The 20,238-nt window shown below is 52.7% G+C and carries 18 protein-coding genes and 2 pseudogenes; 11 read left to right on the top strand and 9 right to left on the bottom strand.

Annotated features, from left to right (window positions below; genetic code table 11):
- Positions 1-181: 181 nt before the first annotated feature.
- Complete coding sequence (gene pheA, locus HMPREF2907_RS04385) at positions 182-1,270, top strand: prephenate dehydratase (protein ID WP_019271448.1); 1,089 nt, start codon at positions 182-184, stop codon at positions 1,268-1,270.
- Positions 1,271-1,337: 67 nt separating this feature from the next.
- On the opposite strand, the gene HMPREF2907_RS04390 is transcribed toward pheA, so the two are convergent.
- The 3 genes from HMPREF2907_RS04390 to plsY form a co-directional block, all read right to left on the bottom strand.
- Positions 1,338-2,081 carry an epoxyqueuosine reductase QueH gene (locus HMPREF2907_RS04390; RefSeq protein WP_039406844.1) on the bottom strand — a complete coding sequence of 248 codons (744 nt, stop codon included), beginning with the start codon at positions 2,079-2,081 and terminating at the stop codon, positions 1,338-1,340.
- A gap of 65 nt (positions 2,082-2,146) precedes the next feature.
- Positions 2,147-3,598 (bottom strand): patatin-like phospholipase family protein, encoded by a 1,452-nt coding sequence (locus HMPREF2907_RS04395; RefSeq protein ID WP_070680452.1) that lies wholly within the window; start codon positions 3,596-3,598, stop codon positions 2,147-2,149.
- Positions 3,599-3,760: 162 nt separating this feature from the next.
- On the bottom strand, positions 3,761-4,372 hold the full coding sequence (gene plsY / locus HMPREF2907_RS04400) for a glycerol-3-phosphate 1-O-acyltransferase PlsY (RefSeq protein ID WP_070656738.1): 612 nt from the start codon (positions 4,370-4,372) through the stop codon (positions 3,761-3,763).
- 56 nt (positions 4,373-4,428) lie between these two features.
- Here plsY and folB point away from each other — a divergent pair, with 56 nt between their 5' ends.
- Both folB and HMPREF2907_RS04410 read left to right on the top strand, forming a co-directional pair.
- On the top strand, positions 4,429-4,779 hold the full coding sequence (gene folB, locus HMPREF2907_RS04405) for a dihydroneopterin aldolase (RefSeq protein ID WP_070680897.1): 351 nt from the start codon (positions 4,429-4,431) through the stop codon (positions 4,777-4,779).
- A 156-nt stretch (positions 4,780-4,935) separates the two neighbouring features.
- Complete coding sequence (locus tag HMPREF2907_RS04410) at positions 4,936-5,469, top strand: NUDIX hydrolase (protein ID WP_003760014.1); 534 nt, start codon at positions 4,936-4,938, stop codon at positions 5,467-5,469.
- Between the two features lie 68 nt (positions 5,470-5,537).
- Here the strand turns inward: HMPREF2907_RS04410 and HMPREF2907_RS04415 are convergent, their stop codons facing one another.
- Together HMPREF2907_RS04415 and HMPREF2907_RS04420 are read right to left on the bottom strand one after the other, a co-directional pair.
- A complete protein-coding gene (locus HMPREF2907_RS04415) occupies positions 5,538-5,960 on the bottom strand; it encodes a YidB family protein (RefSeq protein ID WP_070680453.1) in 423 nt (140 codons plus the stop codon).
- A gap of 193 nt (positions 5,961-6,153) precedes the next feature.
- Positions 6,154-7,137, bottom strand: coding sequence for a hypothetical protein (locus tag HMPREF2907_RS04420; RefSeq protein ID WP_070680456.1), 984 nt, complete (start codon positions 7,135-7,137; stop codon positions 6,154-6,156).
- A gap of 202 nt (positions 7,138-7,339) precedes the next feature.
- Between HMPREF2907_RS04420 and HMPREF2907_RS04425 the strand changes: the two genes are divergently transcribed.
- Complete coding sequence (locus HMPREF2907_RS04425; RefSeq protein ID WP_070680459.1) at positions 7,340-8,272, top strand: hypothetical protein; 933 nt, start codon at positions 7,340-7,342, stop codon at positions 8,270-8,272.
- A gap of 89 nt (positions 8,273-8,361) precedes the next feature.
- On the opposite strand, the gene ruvX is transcribed toward HMPREF2907_RS04425, so the two are convergent.
- Genes ruvX through HMPREF2907_RS04440 form a run of 3 tightly spaced genes read right to left on the bottom strand, consistent with a single transcriptional unit; the run spans position 8,362 to position 9,931 of the window.
- Positions 8,362-8,829, bottom strand: coding sequence for a Holliday junction resolvase RuvX (gene ruvX / locus HMPREF2907_RS04430; RefSeq protein ID WP_070680462.1), 468 nt, complete (start codon positions 8,827-8,829; stop codon positions 8,362-8,364).
- A complete protein-coding gene (locus HMPREF2907_RS04435) occupies positions 8,822-9,370 on the bottom strand; it encodes a YqgE/AlgH family protein (RefSeq protein WP_070680465.1) in 549 nt (182 codons plus the stop codon). Before HMPREF2907_RS04435 ends, ruvX begins: the two co-directional genes overlap by 8 nt.
- A 12-nt stretch (positions 9,371-9,382) precedes the next feature.
- Positions 9,383-9,931, bottom strand: coding sequence for a CreA family protein (locus HMPREF2907_RS04440; protein WP_070680468.1), 549 nt, complete (start codon positions 9,929-9,931; stop codon positions 9,383-9,385).
- Positions 9,932-10,127: 196 nt separating this feature from the next.
- On the opposite strand from HMPREF2907_RS04440, the gene HMPREF2907_RS04445 reads away from it, so the two are divergent.
- From HMPREF2907_RS04445 to guaA, 6 genes and pseudogenes are all read left to right on the top strand, one after another.
- Positions 10,128-11,834 carry a murein hydrolase activator EnvC family protein gene (locus HMPREF2907_RS04445; RefSeq protein ID WP_070680470.1) on the top strand — a complete coding sequence of 569 codons (1,707 nt, stop codon included), beginning with the start codon at positions 10,128-10,130 and terminating at the stop codon, positions 11,832-11,834.
- A gap of 264 nt (positions 11,835-12,098) precedes the next feature.
- Positions 12,099-13,601: a S41 family peptidase gene (locus HMPREF2907_RS04450; protein ID WP_070680474.1), complete on the top strand. Its 1,503-nt coding sequence runs from the start codon at positions 12,099-12,101 to the stop codon at positions 13,599-13,601.
- Between the two features lie 94 nt (positions 13,602-13,695).
- Positions 13,696-15,075 carry a DNA repair protein RadA gene (gene radA, locus HMPREF2907_RS04455; protein WP_003740864.1) on the top strand — a complete coding sequence of 460 codons (1,380 nt, stop codon included), beginning with the start codon at positions 13,696-13,698 and terminating at the stop codon, positions 15,073-15,075.
- Between the two features lie 367 nt (positions 15,076-15,442).
- A pseudogene (gene smpB / locus HMPREF2907_RS04460) lies at positions 15,443-15,901 on the top strand (SsrA-binding protein SmpB); the annotation flags it as partial.
- A 178-nt stretch (positions 15,902-16,079) separates the two neighbouring features.
- Positions 16,080-16,418, top strand: a complete 339-nt coding sequence (locus HMPREF2907_RS04465; RefSeq protein WP_070680476.1) for a hypothetical protein — start codon at positions 16,080-16,082, stop codon at positions 16,416-16,418.
- A gap of 126 nt (positions 16,419-16,544) precedes the next feature.
- On the top strand, positions 16,545-18,110 hold the full coding sequence (guaA, locus tag HMPREF2907_RS04470; RefSeq protein WP_003740869.1) for a glutamine-hydrolyzing GMP synthase: 1,566 nt from the start codon (positions 16,545-16,547) through the stop codon (positions 18,108-18,110).
- A gap of 103 nt (positions 18,111-18,213) precedes the next feature.
- Here guaA and HMPREF2907_RS13520 read toward each other — a convergent pair.
- Positions 18,214-18,276: pseudogene (locus HMPREF2907_RS13520) on the bottom strand (transposase); the annotation flags it as partial.
- A gap of 330 nt (positions 18,277-18,606) precedes the next feature.
- Between HMPREF2907_RS13520 and HMPREF2907_RS04475 the strand changes: the two are divergent.
- Positions 18,607-20,193: an L-lactate permease gene (locus HMPREF2907_RS04475; protein WP_070680479.1), complete on the top strand. Its 1,587-nt coding sequence runs from the start codon at positions 18,607-18,609 to the stop codon at positions 20,191-20,193.
- Positions 20,194-20,238 lie beyond the last annotated feature (45 nt).

Genomic DNA, 20,238 nt, shown 5'->3' on the forward strand with positions numbered 1-20,238 from the left:
GCACCAAGTGAATCGGTTCCGTACTATCTGTACTGTCTGCGGCTTCGTCGCCTTGTCCTGATTTAAAGTTAATCCACTATAAAACAGGTCGTCTGAAAACGTATTCAGGCTTTCAGACGACCTGTTTGATGTTAAAATGATTGTTTATATTGATGAATGAATCACAAAGGGGCTTGTCGATATGTCCTTATCCATTGACGAACAGCTTTTGCCGCACCGCAATGCCATCGATGAAATCGATGCCGAGATTTTGCGCCTGTTGAACGAGCGCGCAGGTCATGCACACGCTATCGGCGAATTGAAAGGAACGGGTGCGGTGTACCGTCCCGAGCGCGAAGTGGCAGTATTGAGGCGGATTCAGAGTTTGAACCAAGGTCCGCTGCCTGACGAGTCCATCGCAAGACTGTTTCGCGAAGTGATGAGCGAATGCTTGGCGTTGGAGCGTCCGCTGACGATTGCCTACCTCGGTCCGCAGGGAACGTTTACCCAGCAGGCAGCCATCAAACATTTCGGCCATGCCGCCCATACCGCCGCATTTCAAACCATAGACCAGTGTTTCCGACAAGTTGAAACGCGGCAGGCAGATTATTTGGTCGCGCCGGTTGAAAACTCGACCGAAGGCTCGGTTGGCCGTACCTTAGACTTATTGGCAGTAACCGCATTGAAAGCCTGCGGCGAAGTCATTGTCCGCATCCATCACAACCTCTTGCGTAAAGGTACGCACGAATTGGGCGGCATCACAAAAGTCTTCGCCCACGCCCAAGCGCTGGCGCAATGCAACGACTGGCTCGGACGCAACCTGCCCAACGCCGAACGCATCGCCGTTTCCAGCAACGGAGAAGCGGCAAGGCTGGTGGCAGAATCAGACGACCCCAGTATCGCCGCCATCGCAGGGCGTACCGCGGCCGATATTTATCATTTGAACTATGTCGCCGAATGCATCGAAGACGAGCCGAATAACACCACGCGCTTCTTGGTCATGGGGCATCAAGATACAGGCAGCAGCGGCAACGACAAAACCTCGCTGGCAGTCTCCGCGCCCAACCGCGCCGGTGCTGTCGCTTCGTTGTTGCAGCCGTTTACCGAATCAGGCATTTCCATGACCAAGTTCGAAAGCCGCCCGAGCAAATCCGCGCTGTGGGAATACCTGTTCTTCATCGACATCGAAGGACATCAAAACGACGAAAAAGTCCAAAACGCCCTGCGGCTCTTGAGCGAACGCGCTTCGTTTGTCAAAGTCATCGGCTCTTATCCGGCAGCCGTTTTGTGATGTAGCGGGAATGAAGCAGGTCGTCTGAAACTCTCAGACGACCTTCTTTATATCAAACCTGAGACCATTATTTGTCCACAACGATTTTGGCTGCCTGTTCGTCAGGCGAGGGTTCGTATTGTGTGGATTCGTCTCCGTAATACAGCACGCCTAGTTTGATGGGGATGCGGCCTTGCGATTTGCGGTGGGCGTTGGAGTCGCGCAGGGAGTAGGCGCAGCCGCAGTATTCTTGTTGGTAGAAGTGTTCGCGTTTGCTGATTTCGATCATGCGCGCGCTGCCGCCGCCTTTGCGCCAGTTGAAATCCCAATACACGACGTCGTCGTAAGGTGCGGCGGCGCGGTGGCCGCAGTCGTTGATTTGCGCCATGTTTTTCCAGCGGGAAATGCCCAGCGAGCTGGTGAAGACGGGGAAGCCGTTTTCGTGGGCGTATTGGGCGGCTTTTTCGAAACGCATGTCGAAACACATGGTGCAGCGGATGCCGCGTTCGGGTTCGAATTCCATGCCTTTGGCTTTGGCGAACCATTCTTTGCGGTCGTTTTCGTAGTCGTCGTCTTTGTCGATGAAGGGGATGCCGAATTTGTCGGCGAAGCGCATGTTTTCTTCTTTGCGCAGCATGTATTCTTTGAGCGGGTGGATGTTGGGGTTGTAGAAGTAGATGGTGTAGTCGATGCCGCTGGCGAGCATGGCTTCCATCACTTCGCCGCTGCACGGGGCGCAGCAGGAATGCAGCAGGACTTTTTTATGGCCGCCGGGCGGGACGAGGACGGGGCGGTTGATGTCGGTAACGATGGGGCTGGTTTTATCGTTCATGATTGGGGTGTTCCGTTTCGGTGTTTCAGACGACCTTTGGGTTTTATGGGTCGTCTGAAATGTCGTTATGGGATGGGTTTGTTTTGTTTTTGGGCTGCTTTGCCGTCTTTGGGATCGGGTGGCGGCGGCTCGGCGAAGATGCTTTCGGGGTTGGGGTGTGCGGCAAATTCGTGCAGCAGTTTTTGGTAGTCTTGGGACTGTTTCATCAGCTCCGCCGCTGCGGTCCGCAGGTTGTCCACGTCTTCGGGCGGGAGGTGGAAGCTGGTGGGGATGTTCAACACTTTGTCGCGCAACGCGGAGGGCGGCAGGTCTTTGAGGTTGAGGCTGACAAAGGAGAAGCTGATTCCGTCGCCGCTTTGTCGGTTGGCTTCGTTGCGTTGATCGACAAAGACGCGGAAGCGGCGCAGGGATTCTTGGGTGTATTGGTCGATGGGAATACTGACAATGGCGGTAACGACGTCGCGGAATCTCGGCACAGCGGCGGTTTTGTCCATATTGCTGCTGATTTGGTTTTGGGCATTGACGCTGATGACGACGATGTGTCGCAGGTTGCGGCTGCGGATTTGTTGTTCCAACACTTTGTCGGGATACATTTCGGTCATGTCCAAGAGGCTGCGCATGCCGAGATTGTCGGTCAGCCCGCCGTCTATCAGGTGGATGTAAGGGCGGGTTTTGCTGTCGCTGTATTTGTTGAACCTGTCTTTAAACTCTTGATAGGTGGCGTTTTGCTGCTTTTGGGACTCGAGGCCGGTCATTTGCAGCTGCGGCGGCAGGGTGTAGCCGCAGTTGCCGCCGTTGTTGTTGAGGGTAATCGGGGCGAAGATCATGGGCACTGCGCTGGAGGCGGCAACGGCGCGGGCCAGGCGCAATCTGACCAAGTCGATACACATGGGGTCGAAATATTCTTGCGTGAAGTTCAGGCGTTCGCCCGCGCCCATGTCGGTGGCGGAAATGATGGCGAACGGGCCTTTGCCGTGCATTTCCAAATCGCGGAAGGTGGCTTTGCCGAAAAGGTGGTTTTCAAACTGCTCCTGCAAGAGGTCGCCGCGTCCGTATTCGGGCGAGGCGAGGCGGGGCAGGTTGGACATGGAGAAGGCTTGTTTGACGACTTGGCGTTGGAAGTTTTGGTGAAGGAAACGCTTGTAAAACATGGGGATGGTTTCTTCGCCTTTGAGCGCGAAGTAGGCGGCGAGGACGGAGCCGCCGGATACGCCGACCACCAAATCGACATTGGACATCAGCGACTTGCTTTTGCCGCCGATGGTAACTTTTTGCTGCTGAAGCTGTTCCAACACGCCGTAGCCCAACGCCGCCGCGCGCGTCCCGCCGCCGGAGAGCATCAGGATGATGAAGGTGTCGTCTTCTTCGCGCCGAAACTGGCTGGTTTCAAAACGATAGCCTTGGTTCATGTCAATTTTATTGATGGTGGCGACAGGCTGATACTTGACCAGCGAGCAGGCAGACAGCGCGGCAAAGGTAAAGGAGGTCAGGATGGTTTTGAACGGGCGTTTCGGCATGGAAGTTTGGCTGTGAACAAAAGAGCTTGATTATAATGGATTAAATCGGTTTTCGATACCGTGCGGCAGGTTAAGGCGATGCCGCAGCGTAGATTGGAAGGTTTTCAGACGACCTTGGTTCATTCCGCAATCGGACAGGTCGTCTGAAAAATAAAATCAGGTTTAAGGCTTGTCCGCCTTGTCTCCGATTTTGCCTTCTTTGCCCTGAAGCAGGTTTTGAATATTGCTTTTATGGCGGTACAACACCAGCACGGCGATGACAACGGTCGCCCAAGCCCAAGAAGGGTAGGGCATCAGCCAGAAGGCGACGAGCGGCGCGGCTACGGTGGCGGCGAGCGCGGCAAGCGAGGACACTTTAAAGCCGAACGCCATCACCAGCCAAATTGCCGCGCAAACCAAAGCCGTTGCAGGAGAAAGCGCCAGCAGTACGCCCAACGCAGTTGCCACGCCCTTGCCGCCTTTAAAGCCGAAAAACAGCGGCCACATATGTCCGACCAACGCGGCGACGGCAACCGCTGCTATGGTGATGTCCGACAGATTCAAAGCATCTTGCAGACAGCGTGCCAAAACCACCGCCACCAAACCTTTGAGCGCGTCGCCCAGCAAAGTCAGCGCCGCCGCTTTTTTCTTGCCGCTGCGCAAAACATTGGTCGCGCCGGGGTTGCCCGAGCCGTAAGTGCGCGGATCGTCCATGCCGTAATATTTGGAAACAATGACGGCAAACGACAGCGAACCGATTAAATAAGCCGCGATAACGGCGGATACATTGAACATTTCAGATGCTTTACTTAAAATGGGATGCTCATTTTATCAAAAAAACAGGCAGGCAAATGGACAAAATCTTTTTACGCGGCATGAAGGCGGACACCTTAATCGGCGTGTACGACTGGGAACGCGAATGCCCCCAAACCCTAATTTTGGACTTGGACATCGGCATCCCCGAACAAAGCGGTCAAGACGACCACATCGGTAATACCGTCCACTACGGCGAAGTCTGCGAAGCCGTCAGGGCAAGCCTTGCCGAACAAAGCTTCCTCTTGCTCGAATCATTGGCGGAACACATCGCCAAACTCATCCTCGACAATTTCGGCGCGTTGAGTGTGCGCGTCAAAATCATCAAGCCCGGCATCCTGCCCGATGTCAAAGAAGTCGGCATTGAAATCGAACGCAGCAAGGTTTAAAGCAGCACAAACGGCTTAGAGAAACCTGCTTCGCTTCTTTCAGACGAGCCTTTTCATGACTCAAGAGGTCGTCTGAAAACGAAGCTTCAACGAAGTTAAAACCCATTCCCGATTTTCAGACGACCCCGTATCAAACTTAATAAAGAGAACACGCAAATGGATTTGAAAGAAACCAAACTCAGCAGCGAGCCGATTTACCAAGGCTCATTTGTTACCATTAACCGCGACAAAGTCCGCCTGCCCAACGGCAACGAAAGCCAGCGCATCGTCATCCGCCATCCCGGAGCGGCCTGTGTTTTGGCGGTTACTGAAGAGGGTAAAGCCGTACTCGTGCGCCAATGGCGTTACGCCGCAGACGCTGCCACGCTCGAGCTGCCCGCCGGCAAACTCGATGCAGGCGAAGACCCCGCTGAATGCGCCCTGCGCGAGCTGGCGGAAGAAACCCCGTACACCGCCGACCGCGTCAAACTCATCAGCAGCTTCTACACCGCCATCGGCTTCTGCGACGAAAAAATGTATTTCTACCAAGCAGAAGGCGTGCGCCTCGGCAGCACTCTGAGCAACGACGAAGACGAAATCACCGAAACCGTCCTGATGAGCAAGGAAGAAGCCCGCACCGCTTTGGCACACAACGAAATCAAAGACGGCAAAACCCTAATCGGCCTGCAATATTGGCTGATGCAGGATTGATGTGAAAAGAAGGTAAAAAGGTCGTCTGAAAGAATGTTTTCAGACGACCTTTTTGTTTAAAGTACCACTTATTTGGTGAAGTTTTTCAGTATGGCGGAGGCGATGTCGTCCAAGCCGAAACCGTCGGCTTCCTGCGCCGAGCCGTTGGGGGTGGCTTTATCAACGAGGTTGGGCAGGACTTGAGCCAGCAGGTCGCCCGCCTGGTTGGCATCAATGCCGAACTTTTTCGCCACTTGGCTGATGGTGTCGCTGCCCAGCGCGTTTTGCAAATCGCTGCCGGATATGGGCGCGTTGTCTTGTTGGTTGGAAACCCAGCTGTTCAATACGTCGCCCAATCCGCCTTGTTGCAACTGGTTGATCAGACTGCCCACGCCGCCTTGCTGACGTACCAAATCCATCGCCATATCGGTCAGAGAGTTTTGTGCGCCGCTACCGTCTTTACCGCCCAGTGCTTGTGCTGCCGTGTTCAGCAGGCTGTCTATTAATGCCATGATGTTTCCTTTGTGTGAAGTGTAAAATGCCGAGTGTAACAAAATTCCGTCATTTAATTCGCGGTTTAACTCAATTAAACCCGGCTTAGGGAGAATTGACGCGAAAACAAAAAAGGTCGTCTGAAAGCCTGTGTTGCACTTGAAATCCGAATCCAAGGCCCCTTTATTTCAAGCCGAGGCAGGAAGGTTTCCGCTATTCCCCGTCTTGGAAAATCACGTCGTTTTCAAACCGCGCCATATTGTGCAGCCCGTCGGTCAGGGCGATGCCTTTCAGTTCGTGGCGGCGAACCAAGTCCAACGCTGCTTCCTTGCCGGAAACGGGATGGCAGCCAGCAGGACCCATGTGTTGGAAACGGTCGGTGTAAAAGAGGTATAAATAACCTTCCCGCGCGTAAAGTCCGCCGTCTTTGCGGTTTATCCCGAAAAAAAGCGGCTGCTCCGCCAATTGGTTCCAAACAATATATTTCACGGATTTCGCCAAATCCGCCGAATATTTTTCCACCAACCCGATTAGCAACACATTCTCCTGTGGCGTGTTGCCGGCAAAAAAGTCCAGCAATTCGTCATCTTCGACATTCGTAAACTGCTTGAACAATTCCTCCGCCCGCGCGGGTGTGACTTTATAGGGATTGGAAAAACCGACGATGGCTATCGGATGAAATTGCAGCGGCAGCTTGGCATCGCTACCGATGGACAAAGCATCCATCTTCTCTCTGGAAGCCGCCATGCCGTCCGCGCCGTTCACACGCATCAACCAAGAAAGTGCGCATTCGAAATGCTCGCCGTCCTGTCCTCGGTATTCCATCAGTTGAATGCCCAGCGAGTGCGCGATACGCAGAACATTACTCAAATTATTGAACTGGTCCGCCTTATCCAAAGCACCGACCAAAGCGATGCCGTTTAAAGCGCCGTCCTGCTCGTCTGAAAAAGCCCGCGCCGCCTCATAGTTTTCAAATACATATAAAACCGTCCGCCCGTCTTTCAGACGACCTATATACGGGATACTCGTCCCTTCCGACACATCCGCCTGCATGGCAGACAGCGGCACATACACTTTATCTTTCGCATAAATCGCCCGCGCCGCGCCCTCGCTTTTTTCCTGCGCGGAAAGTCTGCGCGGCTCTTGTACCGTTTCGCCGGACGGCTTGTTCCCAAAAATTTTCGACAAAATACTCATTCGGTTTTCCTTAATGTATTGGTATGCGCCCGCTTGAATGCTTTTCTGCACAACAGAACGGCGGCAAACCGGGCGTGCAGGATTTTATCACAGCCTTTTTCAGACGACTTGCATTACCCCTAAGATACCGTCCATAATAGCTTTATGCTTTAAGCTAGGAAAAACAATGACTCTCTGAACCTCTACGTTATCCCTACTCACACTGCTCACCCTCTTCCCGACGCTTGCCGCCGCGAACGACGAACCGCCCGCTGACGGCGACACTTGGGTGGACCACCGCCACGAAGTCGTTTCCAAACGCTTGGACAAATGGTCCAACCGCATCGACGACTGGTTTGGCGAACCCGATCCCGACCACCCTGCCGACGCCAACCTGCGCGTCATGCTCGATACCGAATGGAACCCTGACGACAAATTTACCGTGACGCCCCGCGTACGGGGTCGTCTGAAACTGCCGACCTTGGAGAAAAAAGTCCATGTGATTTTCGGTGACGACTCTTTGGACGACGAGCTGAAACACGAGGCCAATGCCTACCGCAACCGTACCAATACCAACGGCAGGATATTCGACGCATCCCAAAGCCGCGACAACAACGCCTCTCTTGCCGTGCGCTGGTCTGAAGTATTCGCCAAACAGCGCACCGATACCGACTTCGATATCGGTATCCGCTCCGGCAGCGACCTGTTCGCCCGCGCCAAAAGCTCGAGCAATTGGCAACTGACCGACCACATCGACACCCGCTTGGAACAAATCTACCGTTACGGCATCAAGAGCAAACACCATGTCCGTACCAACTGGGAAACGCGCTACATCCCCAGCGAAAGAAGCTTTATCGCCAATCAGGCACACCTGCAATACGAACACGATAAAACCGAAGACTGGACATGGGGCAACAGCCTCTTCCGCCAACACAACCTCGGCAAACACCGCCACGTCAACTACGGCGTGTACACCGGCGGCAATATTGAAAAACGCAAAGCCGCCCTCAATACCTACGGTCCGTTTACCACTTACCGCCAACCGATTTGGCGCAACTGGCTGTTCACCCAAACCGAAGTCAACTACTACAACAACCGCAAGGAAAACCAAAAACACCGCGTCGGCGCGCTGTTAAGGATTGAAGCCTTGTTCTGATGCAAAAAGGTCGTCTGAAAGCCTGTTGCCGGATTCCAATCCCGCCAACTCCACTTTCAGACGACCTTTTTCAAACTATCTCAAACAAATTATTCTTCCGAACCTTCTTCCCTGCCGTTGAAATACTCCGCCGCACCGCCATCGAAAAAGCCCTGCAAAATCGCTTGCGCCGCCACTTGGTCAAGTACCGCCTTCTGTTTGCGCCCGAATACCTGCGCTTCGGCAAGCAGGCTTTCCGCATATAGCGAGGACATCCGTTCGTCCACCCAATATATGGGCAGGTTGAAACGCCCGTGCAGGCGGCGGCCGAATTTGCGGCTGAGGCGGGTCAACTCGTGTTCCGTACCGTCGGCGTGGGTCGGCAATCCGACGACCAAATGCTTGGGCTGCCATTCCCGTATCAGCTTGGCAATGGCGTTGAATTTCTCGTCGTTGCTGTTGCCGGTCACAGTCGCCAAAGGATGCGACAAGCCAAGTTCCGCATCGCCCTGCGCCACGCCGATACGCGCCTCACCGAAATCAAACGCCAAAACCGTCCCTACCGGTGCTTTATGCATGACCGGCTCCACAGACAAGCGCATCGGGTTGGATGCCCAGCTTGGCGAATGCAGCGACGTAGCGGTGTTCGTAAGGCATATCGAACAAAATATGCTCGTCCGCCTTCACCGTCAGCCAGACATTGTCCGCCAGCTCGCGTTCAAGCTGCCCTTTGCTCCAGCTCGAATAGCCTATGCTGATTAAAATTTTGTCCACCGCGCCATCACGCGATAAGTTTTCAATCACATCGCGCGAAGACGTCAGCGCAATGTCGTCTGAAACAATCATACTGTTTTGCCAGTTGCCCACGGGCGTATGCACGACATAGCCGCGGTCAATCTGTACCGGCCCGCCCATCATGACGTGTTCGTGCTGCATCCGCAAAGGGATATTGCGGTCGGTCGCCGCAAAAATCATGTCCATCGTAATCGGCGACGGTTTGTTGATGATGATGCCCAACGCGCCCTCTTCGTTGTGTTCGCACACATAAATCACCGAATTTTCGAAAAACGGGTCGTCCATATCAGGCATGGCAATCAAGAAATGGTCGGTTAGGTTCATATCGCTCATCTTTTACTTGTTCGGCACAGGCGCATCCACGACGCACGCACCATAAATCTGTTTGCCTTCCATACCGGCAATTTGCTGCGCATCCGCTTTAGCACCGCCAAAGCACGACACCGCACTCAAAGAGTTTTTCGGCGAACCCTGAACGACTTTGTCGCTATAAATCAGATACGCAAACGCCTTACGTTTAGGATCGTAATAACGGAGAATCTGCTGACTTTTGAATACCAAACTAGCACTGCGTTTAAACACTTCTCTCGGCTTGGCGACGGCCTGCTCGTTATAACGGATAACCTCCGCCGTCTGCACACACGACACGGAAGCATCGCTTGCGTCTTCCTCCAAGTTCACCGTTTCTTTCAAACCGCCTTTTTTCGCATAAGAAATATAACAGGCAACCCCTTGCACATCAGGATCGTCAAAACCCTCAACTTCAATACGGTCATTTTTCCCCAGCATATGAAAAACCGTGCTGGCACGTCCGATTTTATCGGTATCGTTACCGCAAGAAGCAAGAAGCAGGGCGCAAAGCGCAGGCAGAATGATTTTATTCATGTAAATAAAAAACCTTTGAGGGTTGAAAATAAAGAAGCTGACACCGCAGCCCCTACTATATAAGACCGCTTGTTCAGATTGCAAGCGCAGAGGAAAGTATTGTCTGAACAAATATGGGCAGATGTTATTTTCAGACGACCCCGCTGACTATATAATTCCGCCTATTGCCTTTATTTTAACGATCCAGAATCCAATCATGCGTTACAAACCTCTTTTACTCGCCCTGCTCATCGGTTTCGCCTCGCCTTCTTTTGCCGCCAAAGACGCGCCCAAAGAGAAGGCTGCGCCCGTCAAAAAAAGCGTCAAAGACAAAAAAGACGCCGAACCTGCTAAAAAAGAAGCTGCCAAAGACAAAGCGAAACCTACCGCGAAAAAGGAAACTGCCGAAGCGGTGAAAAACGAGCATGCCAAAGAACGCAGAAACGACAAAGAAACCAAAAAACAAGATAAAGCCGACAAAAACAAAAAAGGCGAAGCCAAAGCGGAAGAGAAGGCAGGCAAAGCCGTTCCCGCAAAAACCGAGCCTGTAAAAGGCAAAGACAAAGCGGCAGACAAACCCGCAGCAAAAAACAATGTAAAGGCAAAAAAAGAAGCCGCCGAGCTGCCTAAAAAAGACGAAGCAGCGGCAAAACAGGACAGAAAAACCGTCGAGAAAAAAACGGACAAAGCCGATAAGAAAACCGCTGCTGCCGATTCAGACGACTTCAAAGCCGCAGTGACCGCCGCCGCCAATGATTTGGAAGGCAAAAAATCGCTGCGCAGCCGCAACGAAGGTTTCATCATTCACGTCAACACCACGTTGAAACAGTTGCAGCAAAGCCGTATCAACTTATCCGCCATCAACCGCCAACAGCGCGACGCATGGGACAAGTTTCAAAAGCTCAATGCTGATTTGAACTACCTGAAAACCCAAGTTTCCAACACGCGCGCGCAAATTTCCCGTTTCGTTTCAGGCAACTATAAAAACAGCCAACCCAACGCCGTTGCCCTGTTCCTGAAAAATGCCGAGCCGGGTCAGAAAACCCGCTTTCTGCGTTACACCCGCTATATCAATACTGCCAACGATCAAGTCATCAAAGACCTTGAGAAGCAGCAAAAAGAGCTGGCAGCGCAAGAGCAGAAAATCAACAACGAGCTGGCATACCTGAAAAAACTTCAGGTCAACATCCAGTCCTCGCTGCGCCGCCAAGGTGTAACCAACACTGCCGAACAGGCGGAAAGCCGCCGCCAAAACGCGCAGATGGCAAAAGAGGCGCAGAAAAAAATCAACCACAAAGAAAACGAACAACGCCTGAACAACTTGCTGAAAGACTTGGAAAAGCGTAAAGCCGAGCAACGCCGCCAGGAAGCCGAAGCGCGTAAAAAAGCTGCCGAAGCCCGTCTTGCCGCCGTTGAAAAAGCGCGCAAAGACCGCGCCGCCGCGCAAAAAGCCGCCGACGAACGCGCCGCCATGTCCAACCTGACCGCAGAAGACATGAACATCCGCGCGCCTTCCTACGTCAGAATCAGCAATGCCAACAGCTTCAGCCGTATGCAGGGTCGTCTGAAAAAACCGGTCAGCGGCACGCTTGCCGGACTCTTCGGACAAGACCGCGGCGACGGTGAAGTTTGGAAAGGCGTGTTTTACCAAACGACTCCGGCAATCGTCAGCAGCATCGCCGGCGGTACGGTTACCTACGCCGATGAACTGGAAGGTTTCGGCAAAGTCATCGTCATCGATCACGGCGACGGCTATATCAGCATCTATTCAGGTTTGAGCGAAATCGAAGTCGCCAAAGGCTACGCCGTAGCCGCAGGCAACCGCCTGGGCATCAGCGGAACCCTGCCTTCGGGCATGGAAGGCCTGTATTTGGAAGTCCGCTACAACGGGCAGGCAATGAACCCGCTCTCCTGGATAAGCTGACCTGCAAACCGGTTTGATGTTTTCAGACGACCTTTTGCCGTATCACGGGGTCGTCTGAAATTTAACAACTGAACCCGACGGCCCTATATTCAAAAGCTTTTACACCCACGCAGATATTTTTTACGCTAATCTAGTTGTTTATCAAGCGTAAATCGCATACAGTCTTGCGGACGTAAATTCAGGTCGTCTGAAGTAATGTTTCCCCTCCCGTTTCACAGTCATTACGGTCTGAAATGAAATAAGACAAAAAGAAAGCTACTCATAATGTCAACATCCACTTTGAAAAAAGTCGCACTCTACACACTCGGCGCATTCAGCGGCGTCGCCCTCAGCTTGAGCGTTCAAAGCTTTGCCGCCGAAAAAGACAAAAAAGACAACGAAACCCTGCCCGTACAATCCATCCGCAACATGGCGGAAGTTTACGGACAGATCAAAGCCAATTATTACCAAGATAAATCCGATGCCGATCTCTTTGAAGGCGCGATGAAAGGCATGGTATCCGACCTCGACCCGCATTCCGAGTATTTGGATAAAAAAGGCTTTGCCGATATGAAAGAATCTACCAGCGGCGAATTCGGCGGCTTGGGTATGGAAATCGGTCAGGAAGACGGATTTATCAAAGTCGTTGCCCCGATTGAGGAGACGCCCGCCGAGCGCGCAGGCGTGAAAAGCGGCGATTTCATCGTCAAAATCGACAACGTTTCCACACGCGGTCTGACCACCAGTGAAGCCGTGAAAAAAATGCGTGGCAAACCGGGTACCAAAATCACCCTGACCCTTTCGCGCAAAAATGCGGACAAACCCATCGTCGTCAACCTGACCCGCGCCATCATTAAAGTCAAAAGCGTCCGCCGCCACCTGCTCGAACCGGGCTATGGCTACATCCGCGTGTCCCAATTCCAAGAGCGTACTGTGGCAGCCATCAACGAAGCCGCCAAGGCATTGATTAAAGAAAATAAAGGCGCTCCGCTCAAAGGCCTCGTCCTCGACCTGCGTGACGACCCGGGCGGTCTGCTTGACGGCGCGGTCGGCGTGTCTGCCGCCTTCCTGCCTGCAGATGCAAAAGTCGTCAGCACTAAAGGACGCGACGGCAAAGAAAGCTCGGTATTGAAAGCCCGTCCCGAAGACTATATCCGCGTGAGCGGCAAAGACCCGCTGGCAGATCTGCCTGCCGAGTTGAAAACCATCCCGATGACCGTATTGATTAACTCAGGCTCCGCTTCCGCTTCCGAAATCGTTGCCGGCGCGCTGCAAGACCACAAACGTGCCGTCGTCGTCGGTACGCAAAGTTTCGGCAAAGGCTCGGTTCAAACCCTGATTCCGCTGTCCAACGGCAGCGCAGTCAAACTGACCACTGCGCTGTACTACACGCCGAACGACCGCTCGATTCAAGCGCAAGGCATCGTCCCCGACGTCGAAGTCAAAGACAAAGACCGCGCCTTTGAAAGCCGCGAAGCCGACCTCGCCGGACACATCGGCAACCCGCTCGGCGGCGAAGACGTCAACAGCAGCAACGAAATCAGCACGCCTGATTCAAACGAAGCCGCGAAAGCCGATGAAAACGCCAAGTCCAAAAAAGGCAAGGACAAAGAGAAAGACGAAGACCTCTCCAGCCGTCGTATTCCTAATCCTGCCAAAGACGACCAACTCCGCAAGGCACTGGATTTAGTCAAAAATCCAGCTGAATGGCAGAAGTCTTTAGGTTTGGCGGCGAAAAAACCGGCTCCGAAAAAAGACAAGAAAGACGGTAAAGACGAAAGCAAATAAGCCCAGTCCGAATCCTTGAAAAAAGGTCGTCTGAAAACGCTATCAGTTTTCAGACGACCTTTTCACACTTCAAAAATCCCATAGGGAAAACATCATGGCAAAAGCCCCCAAAACCATCTACCAATGCACCGAATGCGGCGGCACTTCCCCGAAATGGCAAGGCAAATGCCCGCATTGCGGCGAGTGGAACACGCTTCAGGAAAGCCTAGCCGCGCCCGAACCGAAAAACGCCCGCTTCCAATCTTGGGCGGCGGACACCTCGACCGTCCAATCCCTCTCCGCTGTGACCGCCACCGAAGTGCCGCGCAATCCGACCGGCATGGGCGAACTCGACCGCGTATTGGGCGGCGGTTTGGTCGATGGCGCGGTCATCCTGCTCGGCGGCGACCCCGGCATCGGCAAATCCACATTGCTGTTGCAAACCATCGCCAAAATGGCGCAAAGCCGCAAAGTGCTGTACGTTTCCGGTGAGGAATCCGCCCAACAAGTCGCCCTGCGCGCGCAACGTTTGGAACTGCCCACCGAAGGCGTGAACCTGCTTGCCGAAATCCGTATGGAGGCCATTCAAGCGGCGTTGAAACAGCATCAGCCCGAAGTCGTCGTCATCGACTCCATCCAAACCATGTATTCCGACCAAATCACCTCCGCCCCCGGCTCCGTGTCGCAGGTACGCGAATGTGCCGCCCAACTGACGCGCATGGCGAAACAAATGGGCATCGCCATGATACTGGTCGGACACGTTACCAAAGACGGCGCGATTGCCGGCCCGCGCGTGCTGGAACACATGGTCGATACCGTGCTGTATTTCGAGGGCGACCAACATTCCAACTACCGCATGATACGCGCCATCAAAAACCGCTTCGGCGCAGCAAACGAACTGGGCGTATTCGCCATGACCGAAAACGGTTTGAAAGGCGTGTCCAACCCGTCCGCCATCTTCCTCGCCAGCTACCGCGACGACACGCCCGGTTCGTGCGTTTTGGTCACGCAGGAAGGCAGCCGCCCGCTTCTGGTCGAAATTCAGGCATTGGTCGATGATGCGCACGGTTTCACCCCCAAACGCCTCACCGTCGGCCTCGAACAAAACCGCCTCGCCATGCTGCTTGCCGTCCTCAACCGCCACGGCGGCATCGCCTGCTTCGACCAAGACGTGTTCCTCAACGCCGTCGGCGGCGTCAAAATCGGCGAACCCGCCGCCGACCTCGCCGTCATCCTCGCCATGCTCTCCAGCTTCCGCAACCGCCCGCTGCCCGAAAAAATGGTCGCCTTCGGCGAAATCGGCCTAAGCGGCGAAGTCCGCCCCGTCGCACGCGGACAGGAGCGGCTCAAAGAAGCGGAAAAACTCGGCTTCAAACGCGCCATCGTCCCCAAAGCCAATATGCCGCGCAACGAAAAAGAGTTTCCGAATCTAAAAATCTTCGGCGTTTCCAGCCTTCAGGAAGCCATCGAAATCTGCCGCGATGCGGAAAATTGACAGACAGTAATCGAAAAGGTCGTCTGAAAACCTAATCCCAGTTTCAGACGACCTTCATCGAGGAGAGCGTGTGGTACATTTGATATGCTTCTTGCGAAAATCAGTATGAAGCAAAATTCCAACCTATTCTTTTGCCTTTAAGAAGAAGGGAAGGGGGGAGTAGGTTGGGGATTTTTATTTCACCTTGCCATACTATACGAATGTGAGGTTAGGATAGGCTGGTGTTTCCGATTTTAATTTGCCGTATAGAGCGGTATATGTTTAAAGATTGAAAAGCCAGAGAGGCTGGAAAATACAGTCGGTTTGAGAAGCAGTTCGCACTACCTCCGCATCCTGTTAAAATACCCAGTCTGAAAAGACAGAAGACAAGAATAGAATTATGAGTATTGCCAATAATAAAAAAGCCTTTCACGACTTCTTTATCGAAGACCAGCTTGAAGCCGGTTTGGTATTGGAAGGTTGGGAAGTCAAAGCTATCCGCGCCGGGCGGGTGCAGTTGAAAGAAAGCTATATCTACTGGAAAAAAGACGCTTTTTATCTGGTCGGCTGCCATATTACCGCGCTGCCGACCGCCTCGACGCACGTCAAACCCGACCCCGTCCGTCCGCGCAAGCTTTTGCTCAAGCAATCCGAAATCAACAAGCTCATCGGTAAAACCGAGCGTGCGGGTTATACCATCGTCCCGTTGAACCTGCACTTCACACGCGGCAAAATCAAAATGGAAATCGGTCTGGCGAAGGGTAAAAAACAACACGACAAACGCCAAAGCCTGAAAGAAGCCGACTGGAAACGCGAAAAACAACGTTTGATGAAAAATGTACGCTGAGGCTGATAGCAGCTTGGATTGAACGCCGGGCGCCGATGCTGCTGCAAACTTGTATCTGCTTTTTACACATCAAGCCCTATGTTTGCAAAAACATACCCAAGATTGCTTTCTTCAGGCTTTTCAGACGACCCCTGCGACCCAATAATCAGGGTCGTCTGAAATTTTACGGAGTAACGCCATGTCCCGCTCTTCGCTTTTCCTGCCGCTGTTTTTGATTATCTTCGGTGCCGTTTGGTTTTTGAAAACGACGGACATCCTGCCCGCAACTTCAACTATCGTATCCGCCGGTATGGCGGTGGCTGGGATTGCGGTTTTGGTGATGGACGGTGTCAACAAGCAGTCTATCGTTTCCGGCCCGCTGCTGGTGTATATCGGCGCGGCGGTGTATCTGCACAATCAATATTGGCTCGGCTATTCGCCGCTGGTTGCTTTGGGAATGATGGTGCTGGGCTGCCTGCTGCTGCTTTCGCGCAGCGATATGGTGCCTTATAAGCAGCATAAACAGCAGGATAACTAAGCCCCCCTCCCTGCAAAGGTCGTCTGAAAATGGTATAATCCGCCGTTTTCAGACGACCTGTTTTGTTATCGGAATCCCGTTTTGAAACAGTCAGACCGTTCCCTATCACTCTGCAAAGTTTCCGCCATGACCCAAGACAAAATCCTCATCCTCGACTTTGGTTCGCAAGTTACCCAGCTTATCGCCCGCCGCGTGCGCGAAGCCCATGTTTACTGCGAGCTGCATTCCTTCGACATGCCTTTGGACGAAATCAAAGCCTTCAATCCGAAAGGCATCATCCTTTCCGGCGGTCCTAATTCCGTTTACGAATCCGACTATCAAGCCGATACCGGCATCTTCGATTTGGGTATTCCGGTTTTGGGTATCTGCTACGGAATGCAGTTTATGGCGCACCACTTGGGCGGCGAAGTTCAGCCCGGCAACCAGCGCGAATTCGGTTACGCGCAAGTCAAAACCATCGACAGCGAACTGACCCGCGATATTTACGACGACGCGCCGAATACGCTGGACGTATGGATGAGCCACGGCGATAAAGTATCCAAACTGCCCAACGGCTTTGCCGTTATCGGCGATACCCCGTCATGCCCGATTGCCATGATGGAAAACGTCGAAAAACAATTCTACGGCATCCAATTCCATCCCGAAGTGACCCACACCAAACAAGGTCGCGCGCTGTTGAACCGCTTTGTCTTGGATATTTGCGGCGCACAACCAAGCTGGACCATGCCAAACTACATCGAAGAAGCCGTTGCCAAAATCCGTGAACAAGTCGGCAGCGACGAAGTGATTTTAGGTCTTTCTGGCGGCGTGGACTCTTCCGTAGCCGCCGCGCTGATTCACCGCGCCATCGGCGACCAACTGACTTGTGTGTTCGTCGATCACGGTCTCTTGCGCCTGAACGAAGGCAAAATGGTCATGGATATGTTCGCACGCAACTTGGGTGTGAAAGTGATTCACGTCGATGCCGAAGAGCAATTCATGGCGAAACTCGCCGGCGTTACCGATCCCGAGAAAAAACGCAAAATCATCGGCGCGGAATTTATCGAAGTATTTGATGCCGAAGAGAAAAAACTTACCAACGCCAAATGGCTGGCGCAAGGCACGATTTACCCCGACGTAATCGAATCCGCAGGCGCAAAAACCAAAAAAGCCCACGCCATCAAGTCGCACCACAACGTCGGCGGCCTGCCTGAAAACATGAAGCTCAAACTGCTTGAGCCGTTGCGCGACTTGTTTAAAGACGAAGTGCGCGAACTGGGCGTCGCTTTGGGCTTGCCGCGCGAAATGGTGTACCGCCATCCGTTCCCCGGCCCCGGTTTGGGCGTGCGTATCTTGGGCGAAGTGAAAAAAGAATACGCCGATTTGCTGCGTCAGGCGGACGACATTTTCATCCAAGAATTGCGCAATACCACCGACGAAAACGGCACGTCTTGGTATGACCTGACCAGCCAAGCCTTTGCCGTGTTCCTGCCCGTCAAATCCGTCGGCGTAATGGGCGACGGGCGCACTTACGACTACGTCGTCGCGCTGCGCGCAGTCATCACCAGCGACTTCATGACCGCACACTGGGCAGAACTGCCGTACTCACTGCTCGGCCGCGTGTCCAACCGCATCATCAACGAAGTCAAAGGCATCAACCGCGTGGTTTACGATGTAAGCGGCAAACCGCCTGCCACGATCGAGTGGGAATAAAAGTAAAGATATAGTGATTAACTTTAAACCAGTACGGCGTTGCCTCGCCCTTAGCTCAAAGAGAACGATTCTCTAAGGTGCTGAAGCACCAAGTGAATCGGTTCCGTACTATCTGTACTGTCTGCGGCTTCGTCGCCTTGTCCTGATTTAAATTTAATCCACTATAGATACGCATAAAAAGGTCGTCTGAAATGGTTTCAGACGACCTTTTGGTTTTTAAACAACAAATTCTTTTACCGTGTAATCAACACTCTGCTCTTAATCGGCGGCTATATGCCGAAACCAATTTGCAAACCCTGAAAACCTTGTCTGGTAGATGCCTAATGTACATAAACCACTTGACCGATTACATCGGATTACGTAAAGTATGCGGCGTTCTTTTAAATTGGTATTACCAATTTATTTGATATCTGCTCTCAGATTAAGGTTCGATATCTTTCTCGCATCCGACATCACTAGAAAAATTGATAAACAATGCCGATTTTAAGGATTCACCATGGCACTATTCCTCAGTATTTTCCCTATCATTCTGCTGATTTGGCTGATGGTTAAGAAAAACAGCATGCCTTCCTACATTGCGCTGCCGATTACTGCCGCGCTGATTTACACCATCAAGCTGTTTTATTTCAACGACGACGCTATGCTGCTCAACGCAACCGCTGCGTCCGGCCTGGTTTCCACACTGACGCCGATTACCGTGATTTTCGGTGCGATCATGTTCAATCGTATGATGGAAACCACCGGCTGTATCGACATTATCCGCAAATGGCTGGCGACCATCAGCCCGAATCCAGTGGCGCAGTTGATGATCATCGGCTGGGCGTTCGCCTTTATGATTGAGGGTGCATCCGGCTTCGGTACGCCTGCTGCGATTGCCGCCCCGATTCTGATGAGCTTGGGTTTCAACCCGTTGAAAGTGGCGATTTTTACGCTGGTCATGAACTCCGTGCCTGTATCATTCGGCGCGGTGGGTACACCGACTTGGTTCGGTTTCGCTCCTTTGGGTTTGGATCAAAAGAGCATTATGGAAATCGGTATGCAAACCGGCGTGATGCACTTCTTCGCGAGTTTCGTTATTCCTGTTATCGGCTTGAGCTTCATCGTACCTTGGTCTGAAATCCGCAAAAACTTGGGCTTCATCGGCATTTCCGTCTTTTCTTGTACCATTCCTTATGTCGCTTTGGCGATGGTTAACGAAGAATTCCCATCACTCGTTGCCGGCGCAATCGGTCTGATGGTATCCGTATTCGCCGCCAACCACGGCTGGGGTTTGAGCAAAGACCATCCGAAAAATCCGAATACTAAAAAAGTACCTTTCGCCCAAGTTGCCAAAGCTCTCGCACCTCTCGGTATGCTGATCGGTATGCTGGTGGTTACCCGTATCAAACAGCTCGGCATCAAAGGCCTGCTGACCAGCAAAGAAGAATGGTTCAGCTTCCAACTGCCGTTTGATTTGAGCAAAATCACCGTCAGCGACTCTTTGACCATTACCTTCGGCAACATTTTCGGACAAGGCGTCAGCGCGTCTTACCAAACCCTCTACGTTCCTGCATGGATTCCGTTTGTCTTTACCGTTTGGATTTGTATCCTGCTTTATAAAACCAAATTCAAAGATGCATGGGCTTTCTACGCTGCAACTTTCAACCAAACCAAAAAACCGCTGCTTGCCTTGATGGGCGCGCTGATTATGGTTCAACTGATGATGGTTGGCGGCGACAACTCCATGGTGAAAATCATCGGTAAAGAGTTTGCCGCGATGGCAGGCGAATACTGGGTTTACTTCTCCCCTTACCTTGGCGCTATCGGTGCATTCTTCTCCGGTTCGAACACCGTATCCAACCTGACATTCGGCCCGATTCAGCAACAAATCGCTATTGATACCGGTCTGTCCGTGACCCTCATCCTCGCCCTGCAATCCGTCGGCGGCGCAATGGGCAACATGGTCTGCATCAACAACATCATCGCCGTATGTACCGTACTGGACGTGAAAAACGCCGAAGGTGCGATTATCAAGAAAACCGTTATTCCGATGGCGATTTACGGTGTGATTGCTGTCGCCATAGCAGCTATTTTCTTCATGTAAGAACCTTGTAAAGCAAAAGGTCGTCTGAAAAATGTTCAGACGACC

The organism is Neisseria sp. HMSC055H02, from assembly GCF_001813335.1.
Classification (GTDB): Bacteria; Pseudomonadota; Gammaproteobacteria; order Burkholderiales; family Neisseriaceae; genus Neisseria; species Neisseria sicca_C.

What these genes read in the sequence shown, in the direction of transcription:
- pheA (WP_019271448.1), top strand. Translation starts at nt 182, where the DNA reads ATGTCCTTATCCATTGACGAACAGCTTTTGCCGCACCGCAATGCCATC.
- HMPREF2907_RS04390 (WP_039406844.1), bottom strand. Translation starts at nt 2,081, where the DNA reads ATGAACGATAAAACCAGCCCCATCGTTACCGACATCAACCGCCCCGTC.
- HMPREF2907_RS04395 (WP_070680452.1), bottom strand. Translation starts at nt 3,598, where the DNA reads ATGCCGAAACGCCCGTTCAAAACCATCCTGACCTCCTTTACCTTTGCC.
- plsY (WP_070656738.1), bottom strand. Translation starts at nt 4,372, where the DNA reads ATGTTCAATGTATCCGCCGTTATCGCGGCTTATTTAATCGGTTCGCTG.
- folB (WP_070680897.1), top strand. Translation starts at nt 4,429, where the DNA reads ATGGACAAAATCTTTTTACGCGGCATGAAGGCGGACACCTTAATCGGC.
- HMPREF2907_RS04410 (WP_003760014.1), top strand. Translation starts at nt 4,936, where the DNA reads ATGGATTTGAAAGAAACCAAACTCAGCAGCGAGCCGATTTACCAAGGC.
- HMPREF2907_RS04415 (WP_070680453.1), bottom strand. Translation starts at nt 5,960, where the DNA reads ATGGCATTAATAGACAGCCTGCTGAACACGGCAGCACAAGCACTGGGC.
- HMPREF2907_RS04420 (WP_070680456.1), bottom strand. Translation starts at nt 7,137, where the DNA reads ATGAGTATTTTGTCGAAAATTTTTGGGAACAAGCCGTCCGGCGAAACG.
- ruvX (WP_070680462.1), bottom strand. Translation starts at nt 8,829, where the DNA reads ATGCATAAAGCACCGGTAGGGACGGTTTTGGCGTTTGATTTCGGTGAG.
- HMPREF2907_RS04435 (WP_070680465.1), bottom strand. Translation starts at nt 9,370, where the DNA reads ATGAACCTAACCGACCATTTCTTGATTGCCATGCCTGATATGGACGAC.
- HMPREF2907_RS04440 (WP_070680468.1), bottom strand. Translation starts at nt 9,931, where the DNA reads ATGAATAAAATCATTCTGCCTGCGCTTTGCGCCCTGCTTCTTGCTTCT.
- HMPREF2907_RS04445 (WP_070680470.1), top strand. Translation starts at nt 10,128, where the DNA reads ATGCGTTACAAACCTCTTTTACTCGCCCTGCTCATCGGTTTCGCCTCG.
- HMPREF2907_RS04450 (WP_070680474.1), top strand. Translation starts at nt 12,099, where the DNA reads ATGTCAACATCCACTTTGAAAAAAGTCGCACTCTACACACTCGGCGCA.
- radA (WP_003740864.1), top strand. Translation starts at nt 13,696, where the DNA reads ATGGCAAAAGCCCCCAAAACCATCTACCAATGCACCGAATGCGGCGGC.
- HMPREF2907_RS04465 (WP_070680476.1), top strand. Translation starts at nt 16,080, where the DNA reads ATGTCCCGCTCTTCGCTTTTCCTGCCGCTGTTTTTGATTATCTTCGGT.
- guaA (WP_003740869.1), top strand. Translation starts at nt 16,545, where the DNA reads ATGACCCAAGACAAAATCCTCATCCTCGACTTTGGTTCGCAAGTTACC.
- HMPREF2907_RS04475 (WP_070680479.1), top strand. Translation starts at nt 18,607, where the DNA reads ATGGCACTATTCCTCAGTATTTTCCCTATCATTCTGCTGATTTGGCTG.